This window comes from Parabacteroides timonensis (genome assembly GCF_900128505.1).
Lineage (GTDB): Bacteria > Bacteroidota > Bacteroidia > Bacteroidales > Tannerellaceae > Parabacteroides > Parabacteroides timonensis.
In genome coordinates this window covers 3,893,228-3,916,026 of the sequence record NZ_LT669941.1, presented here as the reverse complement: position 1 = coordinate 3,916,026, position 22,799 = coordinate 3,893,228, and the positions used below count along the sequence as shown (strand labels likewise).

Here is a 22,799-nt window from a genome sequence, read left to right as displayed (position 1 = left end):
TACAGATATGAAAAAGATAAATATTTTGTTGCTGCTTGTAATAGCAACATTGACAATGTCGTGCGAGAAACTGGATAATTATGATGAACCGGGAGAAAGACTTTCCGGGTCTCTGATAGATCAGATAACAGGTGAGGCTTTGGTTACAGAGCAGCCTAACGGTTTCAGAATAAAAATGTCTGAAATAAGTTGGAGTGATAATCCTGAACCTGAATATTTTTGGGGGAAGGCTGACGGAACTTTCAATAATACTAAGATATTTGCAGGAACTTATGAGATAACTCCGGTAGAAGGTGCTTTTTTTCCGGTGGAATCTCAGACACATGAAATTAAAGGTTCTGTAAATGTTGAATTTAAAGTTATTCCTTATTTGTCGGTGTCTATAACAGATGCAAAGCGGATTAATGATGAGACTATGGAGGTTACTTATACAATTGCCAGAAAACAGGTTGGGGATAAAATTCTTGATTCCCGAGTGTTTATATCTACAAATCCTAATGTAGGAACAAATATATTAAGTAATGATTTGAGCCCGCTGAAAGATCTTAAGGACATACCGGATGAGGATATCTTACAAACGACTTTCAAAGAAACAATTAAAGGGTTGGTAAAAGGGGAAACTTATTACCTTCGTGTAGGAGCCCGAACTGATAATGCCGACAAACGGTATAATTTTACGAAAATAATCAAAGTCGATTAAAACGAATTTGCAGATCAATGTAATTATAGAGGTTGTTGTTCAATTTTTAATCATTAGCAACAACCTCTTTTTTAAGAGTAGAAGAATATGAGAATTAAAAGTCTATTTTTTTGTTTGGTTTTACTACTTACTGTTCCAGTAATAAATGCACAGAAGCCAGAGGTATATAAAGATGAAAATGCTTCTTTGCATGAGCGAGTAACCGATTTGTTATCGATATTAACTGTCGAAGAAAAGATAAGTTTATTACGGGCTACCTCTCCCGGTATTCCACGCTTGGAAATTGATAAATATTATCATGGAAACGAGGCTCTTCATGGAGTAGTTCGACCGGGGCCGTTTACCGTATTTCCGCAGGCTATCGCTTTAGCTGCCATGTGGAATCCGGAATTACATTATCAGATAGCTACGACTATTTCAGACGAAGCCCGCGCTCGTTGGAACGAATTGTGCTTAGGGAAAAAACAGTTGGGGCAGTTCAGTGATTTGTTGACTTTCTGGTCACCGACAGTTAATATGGCTCGTGATCCCCGCTGGGGAAGGACTCCCGAAACATATGGAGAGGATCCGTTTCTTTCAGGTATATTAGGTACCCAATTTGTAAAGGGACTACAAGGAGATGATCCCCGTTACCTGAAGGTTGTTTCTACACCGAAACATTTTGCAGCCAATAATGAAGAACATAATCGTTTTGAATGTAATGCCCGTATTTCGGAAAGGTTATTAAGGGAATATTATCTGCCGGCATTTGAAGCTTGTGTAAAAGACGGTAAATCGGAATCTATTATGACGGCCTATAATGCGGTCAATGACATCCCTTGTACGTTGAATACCTGGCTGATACAAAAGGTATTGCGGCAGGATTGGAACTTCGACGGATATGTGGTATCTGATTGTGGAGGACCTGGGCTACTGGTCAGTGGGCATAAATATGTCAAAACCAAAGAAGCGGCAGCTACGTTGGCAATTAAAGCCGGACTTGATTTGGAATGTGGCGATGATGTTTATATGGAACCTTTATTGAATGCTTACCGGTTAGGAATGGTCTCCGATGCCGATATCGACTCAGCAGCCTATCATGTTTTGAGGGCGCGTATGCGACTTGGATTGTTTGATGATCCGGAACATAATCCGTATAACCGGATTTCTCCTTCGGTTGTCGGGTCTCCGGCACATAAGGAACTGGCTCTGGAAGCGGCACGTCAAAGTATTGTCTTGCTAAAGAACGAAAAAAACATGTTGCCGCTTGATGTGAATAAAATCAAATCGATCGCTGTGGTCGGTATCAATGCCGGAACATGCGAATTTGGAGATTATAGCGGAGTCCCTGTCGGAAATGCCGTATCTGTTCTGGACGGAATAAAGAATATGGCGGGAGATAAAGTCAAGATCATGTATGCTCCCTGGATTTCTTCTGCCGACGGTTATGAGTTGATTTCCAAGTCATACTTCCCGGATGGTTTGAAAGCTGAATATTTCTCGGATAAGGATTTAGAGGGTGCCGCTAAAATTAGAACAGATGAATGGATCAATTTTGAACCAGCTAATCAGGCTCCCGATCCATTCCTGCCCTCTTCCCCTTTGTCTATACGTTGGACGGGAAAACTGAAACCGGCTGTCAGTGGAATTTATACGCTTGGATTTATGTCGGATGATGGTTGCCGTTTATCCATTGATGGAAAGCAACTTATCGATGCCTGGGAAACTCATGCTGCTAAAACAACCTCTGTTGAGGTCTCTTTGGAAGCTGGGCGTGAATATTCTATTTGTGCGGAATATTTTGATAATGGAGGCGATAAGGTTGCTAAGTTATATTGGAAAGTCCCGGAAGCTGGGCAGAAAGATCGTCTTTCATTATATGGAGAGGCTGAAAGTGTTGTAAAAAGTTGTGAGTTGACAATTGCCGTACTCGGGATTAATAAAAGTATAGAACGTGAAGGACAGGACCGGAGTGATATTACTTTGCCTAAAGATCAGGAAGAGTTTATACGTGAAATTTATAAGATAAATCCAAATACCATAGTTGTTTTGGTTGCAGGAAGTTCACTGGCTATCGACTGGATTAATGAAAATATACCAGCCATTGTGAATGCCTGGTATCCGGGAGAACAAGGGGGAACTGCTGTTGCTGAAGTATTATTCGGGAATTATAATCCGGCAGGCCGATTACCTTTGACTTATTACAACAGTGTAAAGGAACTTCCTCCTTTCGATGATTATGATATAACCAAAGGGCGTACCTATCAATATTTTACCGGTAAACCATTATACCCGTTCGGTTATGGCTTAAGTTATACTTCCTTTGCCTATAAAAATATCCGGATAGCAGACAGCGGAGATAGACTGAGCCTGAATTTTACTGTAAAGAATACGGGGAAAAGAGATGGATATGAGGTTGCCCAACTTTACGTAAAATTTCCGGAATTGGATATTGTAACCCCGCTTAAACAACTGAAAGGGTTTAAGAAAGTATTTATCGGTAAAGGGAAAGATCAGCAGATCGGCATAGATATTGAGAAAGATGAACTGAGAATATGGGATGAAAAGCAAAATAAATTTGTTACACCTAAAGGTAATTATACCTTTATGATCGGAGCTTCATCTGAAGATATTCGTTTGAAGATTAATTGGTTGAATAAATGATAATCAGATTGTTATGAAACAGTTGTGTTTATTGATCATTTCTATTATAATATCGTCTGATTTATGTTTTTCGAAACAGTCGGATATGCAACCTTTAACTATTGTCGATATGCGTTATTTACTTGCTGCGGATTTGAATGATCCGCAGCAGGTTAAAACTGTATGGGATCATTTGCATACAATGGCGACTTTGCAGGGGATTGTGAATAGGGATGTTCCTTGTTTATATATAAAATATATACAGGAAGGTGGAAATTCTATTGACGATTATTGGTGGAATAAATACCGGCAACCCGGGGAATGGCTGGCAGAACGTGATACAACGGAGTTGTCATGTGTGACGGATGCTATTCGGTATTATAGAGATAAAATCAATGGAGTTGTCGTATATGATTCGAATGTTCCTGCAACAAGTAATGTGGCTTCTGCTGTTGCAGGTATTGAAAATCTGATAGCTATACGTTATGATACTGACTCGGAAAGTCTGTATGCCCGGGTCGTATCGGGTGGTTTGAAATTGCCGGTGAAAATCTGGTTGGTAAATAAAGACGGAACTTCGCTCTTTACCGGAAAAGGAAACATTCCGGAAACAAATATCTTATCGACCGGTTCTGTCAAAAATGATCCTTATCGTTGGTTTATCGAGAAATATATGAAAACCGGAAAATGTAATACGGAGTATGCAGCATATTATATCGACCAATATTGGAGACAGAAGCCGAATGCGGCAGTTCCCAATCATCATACGCTGACCAATCATGATTTTTTTATAAGTAAAAAGGCTTTTTTCTTTGACCTGTCTCCGTGGGGTGACGAACCGGCAACAGATGATATAAGTCAGCAGCCAGGTACGGATTTGCAAACATTGCAACAAATGTTGCGGTTGGCCTATGATCAAAATAAAGGCGAGAAAATGTGTTATATTGGTGGTTTCCCTTCCTGGGCATTCAAATATACCAAACATGCAGATGGTAGTCATGATGATGTTCCTACAGAATGGGAATTTTCTCGGATTATCAGTGCTTATAATGCTTTTAAAGATGCGGATGCTATCGGATATGGAGCATTGGCAAATGCTTCTTTTTGGCAGCATTTTCCTTTAAAAAAGGAATATAAGCAAGATTGGGTAACCCGGAAGGAGTTAAAAGAACGGGGATATTTGAATAAAGAGGGAAAGCCTGATTTGAAGAAACGGAAATATATAATTTTCTATGTAGGTGATTACGATGCTTCTTCGTGGATCACCCAACGCACACCTTCGATTTGGGATGATTCGAACCGGGGAAAGCTCCCGCTCATGTGGTGCATAAGCCCTGTTCTGGCAGAGCGGGTTCCAATGGTTATGCATAACTTTCGCGAGACTGCCAGCCCGAATGATTATTTTGCTGCTGCCGATAACGGAGCAGGATATCTGATGCCGGGTATGCTTCAGGAGCCTCGTCCTTTATCGGGATTACCGTCCGGTTTGGATGCATGGGCAAAGCATTGTCAGAAGTATTATCGGCAATGGGGCTTAAGTATCACCGGGTTTATTATTGATGGAGAGGCACCCGGACTGGATGTAAATGGGTTGGATTGTTATGCTACTTTTAGTCCGAATGGTATTGTTCCGCAAAAAACGTCGCAGGTATTACTTCATAAAGGGATGCCTGTATTGCAGGCCGGCTATGATGTTAATGATACTGACCCACGTAAGGCTGCTGCTATGATAGTGGAATGTGTTGCCAAATCTGAAAAGCCTTTTCATTGGTTTAGAAATATTTTGAAGACACCAACCTGGTATGTGGAGGTAATGAAGGAAGTCCATCGACTAAATCCGGATATAGAATTGCTTGATGCTCCCACTTTCTTTGAATTATATCGGATGTATCTGGAACAGAAGAGGCCGTAAAGAGAACATCTTCTTTCATCCGTAGTTGGGGGAGAGTCTAAAAAATTATGAATATCCGCATGTTTATTTGAATATCGGACCAGAAAGTTTTATTTGTTTCATGCCGATGAAATAAAACTTTCTCTTAGGTGAACAAAAGTTTCTATGGGATAAAACTTTTATTAACTTTGGTCGAAAATCCGAATCAATAGTATATCGGATCGATTGTTTTTAGCGATATTGCGGATATTCATATGAAAAACTGAATTACCATGAAAAAGATTCTCCTTCTTCTTTGTACTGTTGCGACGATGGGACCTTTATGTGCGCAGCAGGCTACCGTTACAGAAACGGTACAAACAGTTAAAACCTATCCTTTCTCTGATCCTGATCCGGTGGCGGATCCCTCCGATCTGTTCTATCCTTATTTCCGTTTTGATGGTTTTTCTGCTAAAGGAACCGACCGGCAATGGAAAGTAGTCTCTCTTGAAAATGATTATATCAAACTGACCCTCTTCCCCGAGATAGGTGGAAAGATATGGGGAGCCGTAGATAAAACGACCGGTAAGGAGTTTATCTACAACAACCATGTCGTGAAATTCCGTGATATTGCGATGCGTGGTCCCTGGACATCGGGCGGTATCGAGTTCAACTTCGGTATCATTGGTCATGCACCGACTTCCAGTACGCCGGTCGACTATGTGACCCGGCAGAAACCGGACGGAAGCGTGAGTTGTTATGTCTCTTCCTATGAACTGGTTACCCGGACACTGTGGACCGTGGAGGTGAATCTTCCGAAAGATAAGGCTTACTTTACGACGACAACGACCTGGCATAACAGTTCATCCATTGACCAGCCTTACTATCAGTGGATGAATGCCGGCTATCCGGCAGCGGGGAATGCCGAGTTCTGCTATCCCGGAACCAATTATATCGGACATGGTGGTGAACTCCATTCTTTCCCTTTGGATGAACAGGGCCGCGACATCTCCTGTTATGAAAAGAACGACTTCGGTAATTCCAAATCTTATCATATCGTAGGGAAGTATAACGATTTCTACGGTGCTTACTGGCATGACAACGATTTTGGCTCCATCCATCATGCCGATTATGACGAGAAACTGGGTATGAAGATTTTCCTTTGGGGTCTTTCCCGGGAGGGAGGTATCTGGGAAGATTTGCTGACGGATACGGACGGCCAGTATATCGAACTGCAATCGGGTCGCATGTATAACCAGCCGGCTTCCAATAGTAGCTTAACTCCTTATAAACATACGGCATTCGGTCCGCAGGCGACCGACAGGTGGACTGAGTACTGGTTCCCGGTAAAAGGAATCAAAGGAGTCTCAAAGGCGAGCCGTATCGGAGCGCTTAACGTGTTGAGGGAAGATGGCTTTCTGAAGTTATATTTCTCTCCTTTGCAGAAATTATCTACAACCATAAAACTCTATGAAGGAGAAAAGGAAATGAACTCCATCCCGTTGAACTGCGGTGTACTGGAAACCTGGAAAGATTCTATCCCATTGAATAAGGCTGTTGCCGCCGGTCGGCTGAAAGTCGTGGTAGGCGAGGACTTGCTGGTGTATTCAGAGGTACCTTCGGATAACATCACCAGTCGCCCGAAACAACTGCCTGCCGATTTTGACTGGAACTCGGTATATGGTCTTTATACGCAGGGAGAGCAATGGATGAATCAGAAAGTACTCGACAAGGCAGAAAAGTTTTTACTGGCTTCCCTCGAAAAAGATCCTTATTTCGTGCCTGCACTGACTGATCTTGCTTCCCTCTATTATCGTCAGGGACGTTATGACGAAGCGCTTGCCCGTTGTAAAACAGCGTTAAGCATTAATACGTACGATGGAGATGTCAACTATCTGTATGGATTATGCAACATGGCATTGGGAAATCATACGGATGCTAAAGACGGCTTTTCTGTAGCTTCTTATTCTCCGGGAGTCCGTAGTGCAGCCTATGAGAAATTAGCTGAAATGTTCCTGCTCGATAAGAACTGGGCAAAGGCTGAACATTATGCCTTGAGAAGTAAAGAGTTCAATCAAATGAATCTGAGTGCTGACCATGTTTTAATGGTGGTTTATCGTAAGACGAATCAGCCGGAGAAAGCCAAAGCGCTTATCGACCCGTTGCTGGAAGACCTTCCGCTGTATCATGCGGCACGTTTTGAACAGCTCTACCAGGGTGAAGGCTCCGGTCATCCTATCGATGATCTTCAGTCGTTGATTCGCAACGAGCTGCCTTTTGAAACCTATATGGAACTGGCTGAATGGTATGAATCGGTCGGTTGCACAGAAGAAGCATTGTCTCTCCTGTCGTGCGCAGGTAACTATCCGATTGCTCTTTACAAACAGGCGTATTTATTACATCAGGCTGGCAACGACGATGAAAGCCGCGGAATGTTGCAACGCGCCGGAGCTCTCTCTCCGGCAATGGTATTTCCTTTCCGTCCTTCTTCTTTGAAAGCGTTGGAATGGGCGAAGACGGTACAGCCGGACTGGAAGATCGATTATTATGAAGCTTTGATCCGGTGGGCTAACCAGGATAAGGCAAAGGCGTTGGAACTGCTGGAGAATTGTGGTGAAGCCGACTATGCACCATTCTATTTAAGCCGTGCCTCTTTAAAAGAGGGCGAATCCCGGTTGGCTGACCTGTTGAAAGCAGAGCAGATAGAGATGTCATGGCGTACCGGATTTGCTTTGATCAACCACTATGTCGCGAATAACCAGTGGCAGAAAGCTGTTGAGACGGGAAAGAAGTATACGAAGAAATATCCGTCAAACTACTATATCGGTCTGAAATATGCGAAGGCTTTGTGTGAGACAGGCCAGTATCAACCCTGTATCTCTCTGTTGAGCCGGATGCAGGTTCTTCCGAATGAAGGTTCGTATGCCGGACGTGCTGTTTACCGTGAGGCAAATTTGTACCGGGCGATGGAACAATTGAGCCATAAGAATTATAAGCAGGTGATGAAGAGCGTGGAAGCCTCTAAAGAGTGGCCGGAGAATCTGGGTGTCGGAAAACCTTATGACGATATGATCGACAGCCGTCTGGAGGATTATCTGGAAGCAAAAGCGGCGGCAGAGCAGGGAGATAGCCGGAAAGCATCCGCTTTATTATCTGCCGTAGCCGGATATAAAACCTCCCGTTCTCATTTTGGTTCCGGTAACCTGTTAAGTGCATTGGCTCTGCGCGAGTCGGGGAAAGTACAGGAAGCAGATCGTATGGTAGCTGCCTGGAGTATGGATTTCCCTGAAAATCGTGTAGCACAATGGTGTACGGCTATTTATCGGGGAGAAAAAGAAAAGGCTGCGGGAATGCTTCAGTCACGAAATGACCAAACGGATACGACGCCCTGGGAGGCCTCTTTCCGTGATTCTAATTTTGGTCTGATCGTTCGTCTGTTTTCAATAGAAGGTATCAGAAGTCGATATTAAGGAACGCAGACTACGCAGACAGGCGCAGAATCTCGCAGATCATATTATTTTAATATAAAAATCTGCGAGCCTCTGCGTATTCTGCGTCATCTGCGGTCGCTAATGGTTTTTGACGCACTTTCATAAAAAGATTTACCATGAATAAATTTATTAATAGCTTGTTGGCTTTTTTGTTTGTGATGCCGGTGATAGGGCAGGCTCAGATAACTACCGGTCGTAAGGACGGACGTTTCCTGAGTTCCAGAGGTTCTGTTCAATATATGTTGAAGCAAATGAAACCGGCTTATGCCTTTGATCCGTCCTTTACACCTGCGGAGTTTAAGGAATGGCAATCCGGTCTGCGTACAGCAATGAAAGAGTTGATGCATTTTCCGGAACAGTCGGATGTACCGGCTCCGGTTTGTATCAAAACGGTTCAGCGGGATGGCTATCGGGTTGAGAAATGGGAGTCCTATCCGTTGCCGGGCAGTGTCGTTCCTTATCTTGTCTTGATTCCGGATGGTGTCGATGCCGGTCATAAAGCTCCGGCTGTGCTTTGCATACCCGGATTTGGAGGTAGCAAAGAAGGGCTGGCGGGTGAAACCGAAGGGGATTATGAGTTGACTTCACTCCCTGTCGAGCCCGTAAAGAAGGGGGCAATGGCTTTACATTATGTGAGGAGAGGATTGGTGGCTGTTGCAGTGGATAATACCTCCTGTGCCGAGCTTTCAGACAACGGCTATTTTGATTATTTGAATACATCCCGTATTTTACTGGAAATGGGATGGAGTTATCTGGGACTTACCGCTTATCAGGATTGGAATGTCCTGAACTGGATGAAAGAACAGGATTTTGTGAATAAAGAGCGGATCATCGTCAGCGGTTTCTCTTTGGGGACCGAACCGTTAATGGTATTGGGCGCTTTGGATCCGTCCATCTATGCATTTGTTTATAATGATTTCCTGTGTCGTACGCTCGAAAGGATTTTAGTTATGACGAAACCGGATCCGAAAGGGTCACGTCCTTTCCCGAATTCTATTGAGCATTTGATACCTGGCTTTCTGACGCAATTTGACTTTCCCGATCTGGTTGCGGCTTTGGCTCCCCGTCCGGTTATTTGTACGGAAGGTGGCCTCGACCGCGATTTCGACCTGATCGGTAAAGCCTATCGGATAGCAGGTAAACCGGATAACTTCACGTTCTATCATTATAAGAAGTTTGCCGATCCGAAAGACCGGAAGCAAATAGAAGAAGTTCCGGAGGGTATCGATCGGGATACCTATTTCGATCTGGTCAATGTCGATCCGAAGAATCATTATTTTAAAGAAGAATGGGTGTTACCGTGGATCGATAAGGTGCTGAAATAGATTCTTTTCTTATATTTGTACCATCTAAATTAATTATCAATTCTGAATAACATGGAAAACATCTCAAGAAGAACAGCCATTAAGACCGCGTTGGTAGGTGGTGCTGCATTAGCCGTATCCGGACTGGATGCCGCCAATCCTGCGAAAAAGAAGAAAGTAGAAACAAAGGAACCCTTGAAAGGTAATATCCGCCATTCCGTTAGTAAATGGTGCTTCGGCAGCTATCCGTTGGATGAGTTTTGCGGAATATGCAAGAATATAGGGATTGAATCGATCGAGCTACTTGATCCGAAGGACTGGCCGGTCGTACAAAAACACGGGTTGACTGTGGCTATGTGCCAGGGGGCCGGACTGGGTATCGACCGCGGGTTCAATGATCCTAAGTTGCATGATGAACTGGTAGCCAGCTACGAGCAGGTTATTCCTATGGTCGCTGAGGCGGGATTGACTAATCTGATCTGTTTCTCCGGCAAACGGAACGGACTGACAGATCTTCAGGGATGGGAAAACTGTGAGAAAGGATTGAAACGCTTGATGCCGTTGGCAGAGAAACATAATGTCGTCCTGACAATGGAGCTGCTGAATAGCGTAGGACATAAGGACTATCAGTGCGATCATACTATTTGGGGAGTGGAACTGTGCCGTCGTATCGGTTCTCCTAACTTTAAGCTTCTGTATGATATCTATCATATGCAGATTATGGAAGGCAATATCATTGAAAATATTCAGAAGTACCACGAATATTTCTCCCATATCCATACCGGAGGAAACCCCGGACGTGCAGAGATCGATGAGACACAGGAACTTTATTATCCGGCTATCATGAAGGCGATAGTGGAAACCGGCTATAAAGGATTTGTCGGTCAGGAATTTGTACCTCGCCAGGAGGACAAGATTGCTTCTCTTGAAAAATGTATTCGTATCTGTGATGTATAGCCGTATGAAGAAAGTTCGGTTTATACAGATATGTGTGTTGTTGTTTGCTTTTACTTTTGTGAGTTGTAAAAGTAAAACAGGTACGGAGCAGTCAGGAGGAGTTTTTACTCCGGGAGAACTATGGCCGGATAATCAAGGTGTGCATATTAACGCCCATGGGGGAGGGATCCTTCATGTCGGAGATACTTATTACTGGTTTGGCGAACATAAGACGGAAGGAACCGCCGGTAATAATGCCCTGGTCGGTGTTCATTGTTATTCTTCCAAAGACCTGTATAACTGGAAAGATGAAGGTGTTGCTTTATCTGTTGTGAAAGACGATCCTTCGCATAGCATTGCAGAGGGGTGTATCCTGGAACGTCCGAAAGTGATCTATAACAAGAAGAATAACAATTATGTAATGTGGTTTCACCTGGAACCGAAAGGAGCGGGGTACTCCGGTGCACTTAGCGGTATTGCTGTAAGTGATAAGGTGACAGGTCCTTATCAATTTCTTCGTGCCGTACGTCCTAATGCGGGTCATTGGCCGATCAATGTACAGGAGATTCATAAACAGGGCGTTCCTGAATCGGATAGAAGCCAGTTCACCGGTGGTAGTTTACCTGCTCATCCGGACAGTCTGAATCTGCTCGGACGTGATATGGAAGGCGGACAGATGGCGCGTGATATGAATCTTTTTGTAGATGACGATGGTAAAGCGTACCATATCTATTCTTCTGAAGAGAACAGTACTTTACATATTTCTCAGTTGACAGATGACTATACGAATTATTCCGGAACCTATGCCCGTTTCTTTCCGGGTCGTTTTATGGAAGCACCGGCTATGTTCAAACGTGACGGGAAATACTATCTGATCATGTCCGGTTGTACAGGATGGGCTCCGAATGCCGGACGCTCTGCTATGGCATCGTCTATCTGGGGACCCTGGGAAGAACTGCAAAATCCGTTTGTAGGGGCTGATGCCGATCTCTCCTTCCATTCCCAAAGTACCTATGTTTTACCGACTCCCGGTAAACCGGAACAATTCATTTATATGGGTGATCGCTGGACTCCCGACAATGCAATAGATGGTCGTTATATCTGGCTGCCTATCCGTTTCGAGGGCGATCAACCGATCATAGAATGGCATGATAAATGGAGTTACTGACCGGCTGGTCCATTGTAATAGAAATTTAACAATCCCTTTTTTATAAATTCATCGGATCATACCGATAAATTGATTTAATCTTCATTAATTTTGCAGCTTCGTTTTGGTGAGGCTGCAAAATTTGTTTTTAGGCATGGTGATCATTATAACGATATTAAAATAAACATTTGAAATGAAATCAACTTTATCGATTACCTCAAGGCAGTTAATGCTGAGAGAGCTGCACGATTATCTGATGATCGCTCTGGGCATGCTTTTTTATGCTATTGGGTGGACAGTTTTTCTTTTGCCCAACGACATTACTACCGGAGGGGTGCCGGGTATTGCTTCTATTGTGTATTGGGCTACCGGACTGAATGTCCAGTACACGTATTTTGCAATTAATGGCGGGTTATTGATCGCTTCCCTGATTGTCTTGGGTTGGAAATTCAGTGTAAAGACCATTTTTGCCGTATTGGTCATGACGACTATTCTGCCGATCATCCAGAGTGCAACAGCAGGTTTGCATTTACTGGGTAATCAACCGTTCATGGCCTGTGTTATCGGTGCTTCCTTCTGTGGTAGCGGTATCGGCATTGCATTTTCTGCTAACGGTAGTTCCGGTGGTACGGATATTATTGCTGCCATTATCAACAAATACAGGGATATTACTCTGGGACGTGTTATTCTGATGACGGATATGATCATTATTTCTTCTAGTTATTTTGTCCTGCATGATTGGGAAAAGGTGGTTTATGGTTTTGCTACATTGTATATTTCCAGCTTTGTACTCGACCAGGTTGTGAATAGCGCCCGTCAATCCGTACAATTTTTTATAATCTCCAAGAAACATGAAGAGATAGGACGTCGTATCAATAAAGATCTTCATCGGGGTGTAACGGTTATAGACGGAACCGGCTTGTATACAGGGCTCGGAGTGAAGATGATGTTCGTATTGGCAAAAAAGCGGGAGTCGACTACTATTTTCCGTTTGATCAAAGATATAGATCCGGAAGCCTTTGTTTCACAGAGTGCCGTTATCGGTGTGTATGGGGAAGGGTTCGATCATATCAAAGTAAAATAAATAAGACTTATAATCATTTTCTTTCAGGCACGGAATTCATATATTCCGTGCCTGAATAGTTTGTAGAAGAGCCTTTTCTACTTAGTTCTCCCCACTGCAATGGGGAAAAGAACCCACTATAATGGGGATAAACCCCCACTAGTATGGGTAAAATTCCCCACTTAAGAAAATAAGTGGGGAGTTTTAATGATAATTTAAGACGTACATTCTTCTTCCCGATTTAACCTATTGTAATACAAAATGAGCTATATTTGCATCCGTGAGGTTGTTAATTCTAGCAGGATTATTTCCGACCTTTTATTTTTAAAGAGGTAGATGCGTTAAGAGTGTAATACTATTTATGAGCTTATGAAATTATATGATCCGGATACTAATATTTACTTAATTTTGATGTAATATGAGTGTAATAATGCATTTTTATTTTTGCACCCTAATTGTTGTTGAAAGACTGTTACAATAATTATATAAGTAGATATTTATATGCAAATATCCGATGAAAAATTATGGGGATTATGTTTGACAGGGGATAGAGAGGCTTTTAGAGAAATCTATTGTCGCTTCTATTCTTTATTGTATAATTATGGCTCCAAATTGGTCTCGGATAAGGATTTAGTAAAGGATTGCATCCAGGATATTTTCATAAAGCTAATTCAGAACTACCAGTCTCTTTCCACCACTCCGAACGTGAAAGGGTACTTGATCAAAGCCTTACGTAATAAATTGTATGATACACTCGAAAAAGAGAAAGCCACCGACGATATCTCCCTGTATGAAGAAGTGTTCGTGACCGACGAACTGATACCATTACTTTCTTTTGATGAATCGGAGACTGATAATCAAGCTAAACATCTGATGCAGGCCTTTTCACAATTATCTTCCCATCAACAAGAGATTATTTACTTGTATTACGTGAATGAGTTAAAGCATGATGAAATAGCCGAGATTATGGGAATCAATTATCAGTCTAGTAAAAATCTGCTATTCAGGTCATTATCTTGTCTTCGGAAATTATATCAAAAAAATAATTGATTTTATTCAAAAAAAGTGAGTACCAAATGAACTCTTTCCCGTAATAGGAGTAAAAAGAGGTTACTCGTGAATAGAAAACAAAAAATATCAGATAAGAAATCGTTCGAACAGGCCGGTAAGGACTTGCTCCGGAAAGTACATGAAGCAGAGCCCGATCGTCGGCAGGAAGCATTGGCGTCTTGGCAGGAGATAGAGGCTGGCTTGAGTCGGCCACATACTTCATTCCGGTTGCGCTCCCGCTTTATATGGTCTGTTGCAGCCTCAATAGCCGTACTTCTTTCTGTCGGTCTTTATTTTTGGACAGACGGAAATAAAGATTCTTCCATGTCGCTAGCTTTGCTTGAAAATAACACATCTTCCTTGTCCGGTAATGAAATTGTTCTGATTGAAAGTAAAGAGAAGTTGCAGCTGAAAGACGAATCGTCTATTACATACGATGCAGAAGGAAAGTCGAACGTGGAAGAACACGTTGTAAAGAAAGAAACGGCGGAAGATAGGAAAGAGAAAAAAGAAGAAATAAACCAGATTATTGTACCAAAAGGCAGAAGGGCGGACATTACTTTTTCGGATGGAACGCGGATGTATGTAAATGCCGGTACACGTGTTTTCTATCCTGCTGTATTCAAAAAAGATAAAAGGGAGATTATCGTCGAAGGCGAGGTTTATCTGGATGTGGCGAAAGACCCTTCGCGGCCATTTATTGTCAAAGCGAACGGCTTCGATGTCAAAGTGCTTGGTACACAGTTTAATGTTTGTGCTTATAAGGAAGATGCGTCGGCTTCCGTAGTCTTGGTCGATGGACGGGTAGAAGTCAGCTCCGGTAAGAATACTAAATCTATACTCTCTCCTAATCAAATGATTGAAATAAATGATAAAGGGACGGATGTAAAGGAGGTAGATGTTTTTGAATATATCTGTTGGAAGGATAACATGATGATGTTAAGTGACCGGAAAGTAGGAGAGACGCTGGACCGGTTGTCTCGTTATTACGGACGTAAGATTTGGTATAATGAAGAGATTGGGAATATCCCCATTTCCGGGAAGCTGGACTTGCGAGAAAATATGGAGGATGTGATCAGTATCCTCTGCCAGTCCCTATTCCTTCAGTATAAAACAGATGCGAATAATAATATAATAATATCAAAATAGAATGCCTATGGGGAAGACATTTAATTAAAAAAGAACCGAACGATACGGCCATATCACTCGGTTCTAAAGTCTCTTGTTTAATCTATTAATTTATGTATCAAAGAAAAAACATTACAAATGTATGAAAAAGAATGAAGAATTCAGCCGAAAACCGGCTCATTTTCTTAAAAGTGCATGTTTAGCCTTATGTCTGGTTAGTTATGGAGGATCTGCCATCTACGCAGCATCGGCCTATGCGGAGCAAACCACATTGACCGTTCGTATGAACAACCGGACCGTAAAAGATGTATTTAATTACATCGAAAAGAACAGTGAATTTATTTTTGTGTATCACGGTTCAAATATCAATTTGAACAGGAAAGTAAGTGTGGACGTTCACAACCAGACGGTTGAAATGATACTCAAGAATATGTTCGAAGGAACAGACATCGAGTATATCATCAACGATCGTCAGATTATCATTCGCCGCAATGAAAAAACTAACAGATCTGTTAGTTTTGCTGCTGAAGTTCAGCAGCAAAAGAAGATAACTATTACTGGTAATGTGAAAGATGCAACTGGCGAGCCGTTGATCGGTGTGAACGTGCTGGTGAAGGGGACAACTATCGGTGGGATTACGGATATGGATGGTAATTTCTCTTTGTCGGATGTGGATCCGAATGCGACAATCAGTATTTCTTATATTGGTTATAGAACACAGGATATTGCGTTAAAAGGGAAAAGTGCATTGAATATTACTTTGAGTGAAGACAGCGAGGCGTTGGAAGAAGTGGTTGTTATCGGTTACGGTACACAGAAGAAAGTGGATTTGTCCGGAGCAGTAGCAACTGTTTCAACTAAGGTGTTGGAAAACCGTCCGGTCTTGACAGTCGGACAGGCCTTGCAGGGTTCAGTTGCTAATATGACCGTTTCTATCGGTAGTGGCCAGGCAACGGATTCACCTACATTTAATATACGTGGTACGACTTCTATCAATGGGGGGGATCCGCTGATTGTTATTGACGGTGTTGTCTCTACGGGAGAGGAGCTGAACCGTATGAACCCCTCTGATATCGGAAGTATTTCTGTTTTGAAAGATGCAGCTTCGGCAGCTATCTATGGTTCACGTGCTGCGTTTGGTGTTATCTTGGTGACAACGAAGACGGCCGGACAGGAAAAACTGACCGTAAATTATAGTAACAATTTTGCCATGCGTAAGTTGAGTAGTATGGCAGAGGTGATTACAGACCCTTATACGGTGGCAACGGCACGTAATGATTTCTATTATCCGTGGGGTGTGAACCACAATCAGGAAGAATTGGAATATGCGAAGCGTGTTTCGTCTGATCCGAGCGTATCCCCTTATTTCCTGAAGCCGGATGGTACTTATGCTTATTTCGGTCAGACCGATTGGTTTGGTGAAGCCTATAAGAACCTGGCATTCTCAACGAATCACACTGTCGATGTCTCCGGAAAGACCGATCGTCTGAATTACTATTTCTCTGCTGGTTATAACTTCCAGGATGGTATGGTTTCGCAAGGGACGGATAAGTTTAACCGATACAATTTGCGTTCCAAGCTGGATTTCAAACTGACTGATTGGTGGACGTTGGGTAATAATACCAGTTTGGTAATTTCCGATTATGATGCTCCTTACTTTTTGGGGGATGATTATTATTGGGCTGTAAACCGTCGTAATGCGCTGGTGCCTATAAAGAATCCGGATGGTTCTTATACTGAAGACGGCGCCGCTATCATGGGACGTTTTGCGGAAGGCGGACGTAAGAAAGAAAACAAAACTACTTTGACAACGCAGTTTACGACTAAGCTGGACATTATTAAAGATGTTCTTTTTGTCAACGGTTCGTTTGCCTATGTCGCTAACCGGAATAATAAGGACGGTGCGCAATTGTCTGTCCCTTACCGGAAAGGTCCGGAAACTCCTATTCTGTATCAGAACTCGGTTTCTTCCGCTTTTTTCGATAATACGGAAGCGTCAACGGTTACTTTCGATGCGTATGCAACTTTCCATAAGTTGTTTAATGATAAGCACGATTTCACGGCTATGGTGGGTTACAACCAGGAAAGCTGGAGTGAATCTTATGAGTATGCCCAGCGAAAGGAGCTAATTACAGACGGACTGCCTACACCTAATTTGGCTACGGGCGACATGACTGTTACTCAACGTATCAGAGAATTGTCTTTCCGAAGTGTTTTCGGCCGTTTGAATTATACGTATGATAATCGTTATATCCTGGCGGTGAATGCCCGTTATGACGGCACTTCACGTTTCCCGACAGATTCCCGCTTTGTTTTCAACCCGTCCGGATCTGCTGCATGGGTCATTTCACAGGAAGGTTTCTTTGAGCCTCTTAGAGATGTGGTTAACTTCCTGAAATTACGTTTTTCTTACGGTAGTTTGGGTAATCAATATCTGAAAGACAACTATTATCCCTATTTGGCAACAATGGGTTCCGATAAGTCGAAAGTCATTTTGGATGGCAAGCAGCCTGTCTATGTTTCTTCTCCGGGGTTGGTCGCCGGCGACTTGACTTGGGAAACGGTGACGACTTCCGACTGGGGTATGGATGCCAATTTCTTCAATAATCGCTTGACAGCTACTGTCGATGGTTATATCCGCCGTACGAAAGATATGTTGAGAAGCGGTGCGAAACTGCCGTCAGTATTGGGTACGGCTGTTCCGTTGGAAAATGCGGCCGACTTGAAGACTACCGGTTGGGATTTGACAATCAGCTGGCGTGACCAGTTTAAACTGGCAGGCAAGCCGTTCAACTATGGCGCGAGCTTTAATATCGGCGACAGTCGTTCTAAGATCACAAAATATGCCAATGAAACAGGTAGTTTAGGCGATCATTATGTAGGTAAAGAATGGGGTGAAATCTGGGGATTGGTGAATGATGGTTTCTTTACTTCTCAGGAAGATATTGACAACAGTGCCGACCATACAGAAGTCGATCCGTATCCCGGTACGCCGCCTATGGCTCCGGGTGATGTCAAATATAAGGACTTGAACGGCGACGGCAAGATCAATAAAGGTGCCAACACATTGGCCGACCATGGTGACTATAAGGTTATCGGTAATGATCAGGCCCGTTATGCTTTCGGTTTCACAGCCAATGGTGATTGGAACGGATTCGACTTCAGCATATTTATACAGGGTATTATGAAAAAGGATTACTATCCGACCCGCGACCCGTATTTCTGGGGTATGTATTATGATCCGTGGACAAATCTTACGTATGGTAACTATAACGACCATTGGACAACAGAAAATCCGAATGGATTCTTCCCGCGTGTCAAGTCTTACCAGGCCTATGTCGCTAACAGAGGATTGGCTATTCCGCAGACACGTTATTTGCAGAATGCGGCCTATGCCCGTCTGAAGAACTTGACGTTTGGTTATACGCTTCCTCAGAAATGGGTGGAAAAGGTTAATATCAGCCGCCTTCGTGTTTTCTTCTCCGGCGATAACCTGTGTGAAATCACTGGTCTCTACAAATACTATAAGATGGATCCGGAATGTTTGGGCGGACAGATTTATCCGTTGCAGCGCTCCTATTCTTTCGGTTTAAATGTTACATTCTAATTTTAGCAAGACATAAGTTATGATCAAGAATAATATAAAAATATGGATGTTCGGGTGCATCGGTCTTTTAGGTTTAAGCGGATGTAACGACTCTTTTTTGGAAAAACATCCGGAAACTTCAATCACGGAAGACGGATTTTTCAACAACACAAGCGACTTGGAAGCCTATACAAACGGTTTGTATGAAAAGATTACTTCCGGCTACTCGGATGCTCCTTCCGATAATATGATTTATACGGAAAGTAAGGATATTTACAGCATGATGCGTGGCGAGGTGAATCCGGATAACCGGAGCACCTGGGATTGGGAAGATATTCGGGATGTCAATTTTATGTTGGCCAGAGCCGGTAAGGCACAGGGCGATCCTACGGAAATCAACCATTATATCGGATTAGCTCGTATGTTCCGTGCGAAATTGTATTATGACAAGGTTTTGTCCTTCTCGGATGTGCCTTGGTATAGCCGTGATTTGCAGACAACAGACAAGGATTTGCTCTATAAGACACAAGATCCTCGCGCCTTGGTTGTAGACTCTATCATGGCGGATCTGGAGTTTGCCGTTAATAATATGACAGCCGGAACCAGCCGGACACGTTGGTTTAAGAATGGCGCTTTGGCCATGCAGGCTCGTATTGCCCTGGATGAAGGCTGCTGGCGTAAATATCATCCGGAATTGAATCTGAATGACTCCGAACGTTTCTTGCGGGTGGTGATAGATGCTTGCCAAAAGATTATGGATTCGGGTATGTACGAATTGTCGACAGCCAAGTCTGGCGATATAGATGCTTATGAAGCAATGTTCTGTAGCCAGGATTTGAGTGGCAATAAAGAGATGATTATCTTCGAAGATTATGATAAGGCGTTGGGCCGTACTCATAATGCCGGAGGATCATTGTTTGACTTCAACTCCAGTATGTCACGTGATTTGATGGAGGATTATCTGGTGGTGGAAGATGGAAAGACAAAACGTTTCCAGGATGTGCCGGGTTATGCGACTAAGAAGTTCACAGAAGTGTTTGAAAATCGTGACCCGCGTATGCGACAGACTTTTATGACACCGGGCTTTGTTCGGGCAGACAAAGTAGATGCCTATCGTCCGAAGCTGACAATGGGTGGTTATCCGCAGGTGAAGTTCTCACCTCGCACGGCTGATCAAATCACTTGGAGCAATTCTTATACAGACCTTCCTCTGATTCGTTATGCCGAAGTTTTGTTGATGTATGCTGAAGCGAAAGCAGAATTGGGCGAGTTGACACAGGACGACGTGGATCGGACAATCAATCTGTTGCGTGAACGTGTCGGTATGCCGCGTGCTTCGTTAGCCGACTGGTTGAGTAACATCGATCCGGTACAGGCTAACCGTTATTCGAATGTCGCTTCTTCACAGAAGGGTGCTGTTTATGAAATACGTCGCGAACGCCGTATTGAGCTGGCATGTGAAGGTTTCCGCTATGGTGATTTAAGACGTTGGGGTTGTGGTAAACTGCTGGCTAACGTGCCGGAAGGCGTTTATTTGGAACCTGGTTATTTGGATGTAACCGGCGATGGACAACCGGATTATGCCATTGTTGCTACAAAGGCTGATGCAGATGCTATTCCGCAGGAAGATAAGGATAAATACAATCTGCAAGTTGAAATATTGGAAGGCAATACTTATTCGCTGACCAATGGGAATAAGGGATATGTCCGTATGATATCACAGGTTGGTCGTTGGAATTTTATAGAACCTAAATATTACTATACTCCGATTGCAACAGAGGACTTGACTTATAATCCGAATCTGGTTCAGAACCAATATTGGAAGTAATAATTCATCACGCTTTTACTTATAGGTAAAATAAATTATTCTTATATCTCAAAAGCTGTATCTGACATTGTAACGGATACAGACTTTTGAGATATATTTTTGAATCGCTTTTATCTTTTTATCTTTGTGGTAGAATTATATTAATATCGATAAGTTATACACATGAAAACACAGATCCTCGCTTGTATTGTGTCGGCAATATTGCTTCTCAATCTGTTTACTTCCTGCTCCGAACAGGAAAAAGGACAAGAACTCACTGTCCTTGCCTGGAATATCTGGCATGGCGGCCATTCAAAAACCTATGGTCAAAAAGCCTGTGACGGCATTATTGGCGTATTGAAGAAAAGTCAGGCTGATGTTGTCCTGATGGTTGAAACATATGGGGCAGCACCTATGGTTGCCGATTCGCTTGGGTATGAACATTATCTGATTTCCGATAATCTTTGTATCTACAGCCGTTATCCGATTGTAAAGAAATATACTTATCCAGACGTGATCGGTACATTCAATTTCGGAGGAGTGGAGATAGATATGGATGGAACACCGGTCCGCTTGTTTGACACCTGGATACATTATCTGCCTGATATGCGTCTGACACCTACCGACAAGTCGGAAGAAGAAATACTAGCCTGGGACGATGCCGGTACACGGGATGACGAGATACGCAAAATATTGGGTGTCCTGAAACCGGTGATAGCCGAGGCTGATAGCATTCCGGTCATTATGGGTGGCGATTTCAACAGTCATTCTCACCTGGATTGGACCGAAGCGACCAAGGATATGTACAATCATGGGGGCGCTGTTGTCAACTGGACGGTATCTAAAGAGATGGAAGCCGCTAATTTTAAAGACAGCTTCCGCGAGATCAATCCCGATCCGGTGAAGAACATCGGAACAACCTGGCTGACAGATGCTGATTCTTTGGAAACAGTGAACCGTCAGGACCGTATCGACTTTATCTATTATCAGGGTAAGACGATACAGGCAGTAGAGTCCCAATGTTATGATAATATCCTGGGCGAAACATTCTCTTTCAAAGGAGATGATTTCTTTTATGCTTCCGATCACGGATTCGTATTGACAACCTTCAAAATCAAGAAATAATCATGATGAAACATTTATTCTTATCTCTTCTTCTCTGTCTGGGATTCAGTTCCTGCCAGAAAGAAACGAAGCCTGTTACATTTGCTATCATATCTGATATTCATCAGGACATCGCGCATGATGCGGAAGAACGTTTAAGCACCTTCTTACGGGCTGCCGAGGAAAGCCAAGTTGACTTTATCATTGAACTCGGCGACTTCTGTATGCCAAAGGAGGAAAACAAACCTTTCCTGAAACTTTGGCAGGATTATCCCGGTGAGAAACATATGGTCTTTGGAAATCATGATATGGATAATTGTTCGAAAGAAGAATTTATCCAGTTTACGGGGATGCAGAGTCCTTATTATTCCTTTGATAAGGGAGATTTCCATTTTATCGTACTCGATCCGAATAATATCCATGACGGGGAGAATTATCTCCCTTATGACAAAGGAAACTATTATAAAGCGGAAAAGATCTCATTGGTAGATCCCGAACAAATGGAATGGTTGAAGAAAGACCTGCAGGCTACCGACAAACGTTGTATCATCTTCTCTCATCAGAGCTTCGAATGTTCTTCAGAGAATCGTGAAGATATCCGGAAAATCTTTGAAGAGGAAAACCAACGCGCCGGATATAAAAAGGTAGCAGTCGCTTTCAGTGGGCACGACCATACGAATTATATGAAAGAGATCAACGGCATTGCCTATATCCAGATCAACAGTGCTTCCAATCAGTGGGTAGGCGAGAAATATGCCTGTCCGGAACGTTTCAGCGACGAGATCAATCAGAAGAGACCGGCTTTGAAATATACGCTGCCTTATAAAGATGCCCTTTACGGGATTGTTACACTGACAGATAAGGGTATGGAGCTGAAGGGAGTAAAGAGCGAGTTCATTGCTCCGGGTCCCGAAGAACTGGGTATTACCGACCGCTCGCAACCTTTAGTACCCTGGATAGAAGATTTACAACTAACATTCTAAATATAAAC

14 protein-coding genes are annotated in these 22,799 nt (G+C 43.0%); all 14 read left to right on the top strand.

Annotation, left to right across the window (positions count from 1 at the left end; translation table 11 throughout):
• The first annotated feature begins 7 nt into the window (after window positions 1–7).
• The 14 genes from BQ7394_RS23300 to BQ7394_RS23235 all read left to right on the top strand — a co-directional run bounded on the left by BQ7394_RS23300 (window position 8) and on the right by BQ7394_RS23235 (window position 22,791).
• A complete protein-coding gene (locus BQ7394_RS23300; protein ID WP_075559578.1) occupies window positions 8–700 on the top strand; it encodes a DUF3823 domain-containing protein in 693 nt (230 codons plus the stop codon).
• A gap of 87 nt (window positions 701–787) precedes the next feature.
• Window positions 788–3,343 carry a beta-glucosidase gene (locus BQ7394_RS23295; protein ID WP_075559577.1) on the top strand — a complete coding sequence of 852 codons (2,556 nt, stop codon included), beginning with the start codon at window positions 788–790 and terminating at the stop codon, window positions 3,341–3,343.
• A 13-nt stretch (window positions 3,344–3,356) separates the two neighbouring features.
• Window positions 3,357–5,234 carry a GxGYxYP domain-containing protein gene (locus tag BQ7394_RS23290; protein WP_087880619.1) on the top strand — a complete coding sequence of 626 codons (1,878 nt, stop codon included), beginning with the start codon at window positions 3,357–3,359 and terminating at the stop codon, window positions 5,232–5,234.
• 251 nt (window positions 5,235–5,485) lie between these two features.
• Complete coding sequence (locus BQ7394_RS23285; protein WP_075559575.1) at window positions 5,486–8,662, top strand: DUF5107 domain-containing protein; 3,177 nt, start codon at window positions 5,486–5,488, stop codon at window positions 8,660–8,662.
• A 137-nt stretch (window positions 8,663–8,799) separates the two neighbouring features.
• Window positions 8,800–10,008, top strand: coding sequence for an alpha/beta hydrolase family protein (locus BQ7394_RS23280; RefSeq protein WP_075559574.1), 1,209 nt, complete (start codon window positions 8,800–8,802; stop codon window positions 10,006–10,008).
• A 51-nt stretch (window positions 10,009–10,059) separates the two neighbouring features.
• A complete protein-coding gene (locus BQ7394_RS23275; protein ID WP_075559573.1) occupies window positions 10,060–10,944 on the top strand; it encodes a TIM barrel protein in 885 nt (294 codons plus the stop codon).
• Window positions 10,945–10,948: 4 nt separating this feature from the next.
• Window positions 10,949–12,091 (top strand): glycoside hydrolase family 43 protein, encoded by a 1,143-nt coding sequence (locus BQ7394_RS23270; RefSeq protein WP_075560205.1) that lies wholly within the window; start codon window positions 10,949–10,951, stop codon window positions 12,089–12,091.
• Between the two features lie 172 nt (window positions 12,092–12,263).
• Window positions 12,264–13,154, top strand: a complete 891-nt coding sequence (locus BQ7394_RS23265; RefSeq protein WP_075559572.1) for a YitT family protein — start codon at window positions 12,264–12,266, stop codon at window positions 13,152–13,154.
• Between the two features lie 480 nt (window positions 13,155–13,634).
• Window positions 13,635–14,183 (top strand): RNA polymerase sigma factor, encoded by a 549-nt coding sequence (locus BQ7394_RS23260; RefSeq protein WP_075559571.1) that lies wholly within the window; start codon window positions 13,635–13,637, stop codon window positions 14,181–14,183.
• Window positions 14,184–14,249: 66 nt separating this feature from the next.
• The gene (locus BQ7394_RS23255; protein ID WP_075559570.1) at window positions 14,250–15,332 is read left to right on the top strand and encodes a FecR family protein; all 1,083 of its coding nucleotides are present in this window, start codon (window positions 14,250–14,252) and stop codon (window positions 15,330–15,332) included.
• 121 nt (window positions 15,333–15,453) lie between these two features.
• Window positions 15,454–18,918 carry a TonB-dependent receptor gene (locus BQ7394_RS23250; protein WP_075559569.1) on the top strand — a complete coding sequence of 1,155 codons (3,465 nt, stop codon included), beginning with the start codon at window positions 15,454–15,456 and terminating at the stop codon, window positions 18,916–18,918.
• Window positions 18,919–18,937: 19 nt separating this feature from the next.
• A complete protein-coding gene (locus BQ7394_RS23245; RefSeq protein WP_075559568.1) occupies window positions 18,938–20,725 on the top strand; it encodes a RagB/SusD family nutrient uptake outer membrane protein in 1,788 nt (595 codons plus the stop codon).
• Window positions 20,726–20,887: 162 nt separating this feature from the next.
• The gene (locus BQ7394_RS23240) at window positions 20,888–21,829 is read left to right on the top strand and encodes an endonuclease/exonuclease/phosphatase family protein (RefSeq protein ID WP_075559567.1); all 942 of its coding nucleotides are present in this window, start codon (window positions 20,888–20,890) and stop codon (window positions 21,827–21,829) included.
• A gap of 2 nt (window positions 21,830–21,831) precedes the next feature.
• On the top strand, window positions 21,832–22,791 hold the full coding sequence (locus BQ7394_RS23235) for a metallophosphoesterase family protein (protein WP_075559566.1): 960 nt from the start codon (window positions 21,832–21,834) through the stop codon (window positions 22,789–22,791).
• Window positions 22,792–22,799 lie beyond the last annotated feature (8 nt).

Bases quoted from the DNA above. Each gene is read 5' to 3' on its own strand.
- BQ7394_RS23300 (WP_075559578.1), top strand. From the start codon at position 8: ATGAAAAAGATAAATATTTTGTTGCTGCTTGTAATAGCAACATTGACA.
- BQ7394_RS23295 (WP_075559577.1), top strand. From the start codon at position 788: ATGAGAATTAAAAGTCTATTTTTTTGTTTGGTTTTACTACTTACTGTT.
- BQ7394_RS23290 (WP_087880619.1), top strand. From the start codon at position 3,357: ATGAAACAGTTGTGTTTATTGATCATTTCTATTATAATATCGTCTGAT.
- BQ7394_RS23285 (WP_075559575.1), top strand. From the start codon at position 5,486: ATGAAAAAGATTCTCCTTCTTCTTTGTACTGTTGCGACGATGGGACCT.
- BQ7394_RS23280 (WP_075559574.1), top strand. From the start codon at position 8,800: ATGAATAAATTTATTAATAGCTTGTTGGCTTTTTTGTTTGTGATGCCG.
- BQ7394_RS23275 (WP_075559573.1), top strand. From the start codon at position 10,060: ATGGAAAACATCTCAAGAAGAACAGCCATTAAGACCGCGTTGGTAGGT.
- BQ7394_RS23270 (WP_075560205.1), top strand. From the start codon at position 10,949: ATGAAGAAAGTTCGGTTTATACAGATATGTGTGTTGTTGTTTGCTTTT.
- BQ7394_RS23265 (WP_075559572.1), top strand. From the start codon at position 12,264: ATGAAATCAACTTTATCGATTACCTCAAGGCAGTTAATGCTGAGAGAG.
- BQ7394_RS23260 (WP_075559571.1), top strand. From the start codon at position 13,635: ATGCAAATATCCGATGAAAAATTATGGGGATTATGTTTGACAGGGGAT.
- BQ7394_RS23250 (WP_075559569.1), top strand. From the start codon at position 15,454: ATGAAAAAGAATGAAGAATTCAGCCGAAAACCGGCTCATTTTCTTAAA.
- BQ7394_RS23245 (WP_075559568.1), top strand. From the start codon at position 18,938: ATGATCAAGAATAATATAAAAATATGGATGTTCGGGTGCATCGGTCTT.
- BQ7394_RS23240 (WP_075559567.1), top strand. From the start codon at position 20,888: ATGAAAACACAGATCCTCGCTTGTATTGTGTCGGCAATATTGCTTCTC.
- BQ7394_RS23235 (WP_075559566.1), top strand. From the start codon at position 21,832: ATGATGAAACATTTATTCTTATCTCTTCTTCTCTGTCTGGGATTCAGT.